Raw genomic sequence first — 2,596 nt, 5'->3', positions numbered from 1 at the left:
TGCTGGGCCTGGACTGCTATAGTGGCGAGGTGCTCGGCGAGCTGGAGGTGCACGATGTGGGCCGTCCGTTGCGCCGCGGGCTCGCGCCGCAGTCCCAGTCCGAGGACCGTCCGGCGATGCTGACCTTTATCCGCGTTGACCCTGATCGCAACCGGCTTTACGCCACCTCGGACTACAGCGGTAACCTGATCGTGATCGATCTTCAGTCCAGGGCCGAGCTGCGGCGGCTACAGGTCGAGGGCTCGGTGCATCACTTTACCGTGGACCCGCGCAACGGTCGGCTGCTGATTGTCGGCGGCGGCGGCAAGCTGTTTGTTGCCGACCCCGATACGCTCGAGCCCGTACAGTTCGGCGCGGTGCCCGGGCTGCTGATCTTTCACGTGGCGCTGGATGAGCAGACCGGCCGGATTTTGGTCAGCTCGTTCTTTGCCGGTAAGGTCTGGATCTACGATCCGCAAACCCTGCAACGCCTGGGCGAGATCTACCTGGGACCCGGCGTGCGCTTTATGGCCGACGTGCCCGGGCCGGGCGTGGCGGTCTCCAACTTCTTCTCGGGCCGTCTCGAGCTGATCGACGCGCAGCTGATGATTAGCATCGGCTCGACGCGCACCGGCAGGCGCACGCGCTGGCTGGAGCCGACCCTCGACGGTCGCGGGCTGTCCACGGTCAGCTCGCGCGGGCCGTTGCTGATCGACCTGGACAAGCTTTCGGAGTGGCCGTGAAAACGACGTCGATCAACCTGATTACAGGCGGCAGCGGAGTGCTGGGGCGCGCTCTGTCGCGCAAGCTTTGTGCCATGGGCCAGGCTGTGCGGGTCTTCGATCTGAGCCCGCCGGACATCGAGATCGAGGGCCTGAGTTTTGTGATCGGCGACGTCACGGACCGCGGTGCGCTGTGCGCGGCCACCCGCGGCTGCTCGCGGCTGTTTCACCTCGCCGCGGCCATGCCCCAGGCCGCGCTGAGCGATAAGGGATTCGAGCGGATCAACCTCGGCGGCACGGCCAACGCGGCCCAGGCCTGTATCGAGGCGGGCGTGGATACGCTGGTGCTGGCCTCGAGCATCGAGATCTACGGGCCGCAGACCGAATTCCCGATTGCCGAGGACGCGCCCAAGCTGTTCACCGGGCCCTACAGCCGCAACAAGTGGGACTGCGAGCGGCTGCTGCTCAAGCTGCAAGCCACAGAGGGGCTGCGCGTGAGCTTCGCGCGAATGCCGATGATCATCGGCCCGGGCTTCTATCACGAACGCTCGATGCTGCGGCTGATGCGCATGCTGCAAAACGGGCGCAGCATTCCGCTGCCCGCCGCGCACCTGCCCTACCACGTGGTCTCGTCCGCGGACGCGGCCGACGCGCTGTGGCTGATGGCGACCAGCGAGCGGGCCGTGGCCGAGGCGTTTAACGTGGCCGCGCCCGACACGCCCGAAGTCAAGGCGCTGTTCCGCGAACTGATCCAGCGCATTAACTCGCAATCGCGCGTGCGGCCCGTGCCGATGTGGCTGATGCGCGGCTTTGTCAAGCTGGCCATGGCCGCGGGCAGGCCCCTGCCGCTGATTGACACGCCGCCGGAGCTACTGCCCTTCGTGCTCACCGGCGGGGCCTACGACATCTCCAAGGCGCGCGAGCTGCTGGGCTTTGAGCCGCGCGACAGCTGCCTGGATTGCTTGGTCGGACTATACCGGCTGATCGTCGGCCAAACCGCCACCGGGTAACGGGATCTGCCCCGGATCGACACGCGCTTCGCGGCCGGCCAGCGCGCCCCAAACGACCATGATCCACGCTCCCAGATGCAGCAGCATCGACAGCCCGGTAAGGGCGCGGTGAATCAACTGCATGGGATCAACGTAGGACAGCTCCGAATAGTGGAAGAGCATTATCCAAACCAGGTGCTGCACGATCACCGTCAGCTCGCTGAGCAGCGCCATGCCCAGGCCGATGAACAGCAGGATCGCGGCCTTTCCCAGTGACTTACGCCTGGCTGCGGCCACCACCAAGGCGATGACGAACAGGGCGATGAACGGTATTCGGAGCACCAGGGGCATGGCGATAGCGTTGAAATCCAGCATGTTTTCCTTTCAACAGTCGTGTTGGATCTCAATTATAATACTAGCTTGGAGTGGTATGCGAACCCTCATGAGTAATGTGGATTAAAAGCATTCGGTCGATTTTACCTGTTTTCACAGATTGTTTTATATACATCGGGCGTGATATGTTGTGAAAAAGGCTGTGCTTATCGAGGACCGATCGTTGAATCATTACGAAGTGTTAGAAATAAACCCGGAATCGGAGTTGCCGGAGGCCAAACGCGCCTACCAGGAGCTGGCTGATCAAATTCAGCAAGCGCTGGCCGGACGTAATCCCGAGGGCGAGTTCGACGGTCGTACGTTGAGGCAGGTGCACGAGGCCTGGAAAGTTCTGAGCGATCCCAAGCATCGTCTTGATTACAATAATACCTCAACAGTCAAGGCCTGGATGCTGTCCCGGGAGATCGACGTTGATCTGGCGCAGCAGGTCTGTGAAGGGGCCGCGCATACCAAGCTGGAGAAGCAGGCGCGTAAAGCGTTTGCCCAGAGCAAGGAGGCGTTCAACGCCGGTCG

At 62.9% G+C, this 2,596-nt stretch carries 4 protein-coding genes; 3 read left to right on the top strand and 1 reads right to left on the bottom strand.

What is annotated here, in order from left to right; all coding sequences use genetic code 11:
- The coding region (locus P9M14_08290) for a hypothetical protein (GenBank protein MDP8255733.1) at nt 1-722 on the top strand (722 nt) is incomplete at its 5' end.
- Nucleotides 719-1,711 (top strand): NAD(P)-dependent oxidoreductase, encoded by a 993-nt coding sequence (locus tag P9M14_08285; protein MDP8255732.1) that lies wholly within the window; start codon nt 719-721, stop codon nt 1,709-1,711. The genes P9M14_08290 and P9M14_08285, both read left to right, overlap by 4 nt.
- Here P9M14_08285 and P9M14_08280 read toward each other — a convergent pair.
- Complete coding sequence (locus P9M14_08280; GenBank protein MDP8255731.1) at nt 1,673-2,065, bottom strand: hypothetical protein; 393 nt, start codon at nt 2,063-2,065, stop codon at nt 1,673-1,675. The genes P9M14_08285 and P9M14_08280 overlap by 39 nt on opposite strands.
- Before the next feature lie 223 nt (nt 2,066-2,288).
- Here P9M14_08280 and P9M14_08275 point away from each other — a divergent pair.
- On the top strand, nt 2,289-2,596 hold a 308-nt coding region (locus P9M14_08275), incomplete at its 3' end, for a hypothetical protein (protein MDP8255730.1).

The organism is Candidatus Alcyoniella australis (genome assembly GCA_030765605.1).
In the GTDB taxonomy this organism is placed as follows: Bacteria; Lernaellota; Lernaellaia; order JAVCCG01; family Alcyoniellaceae; genus Alcyoniella; species Alcyoniella australis.
The sequence above is the reverse complement of the archived record's forward strand: the minus strand, read 5'-3'. Positions and strand labels throughout refer to the sequence as shown.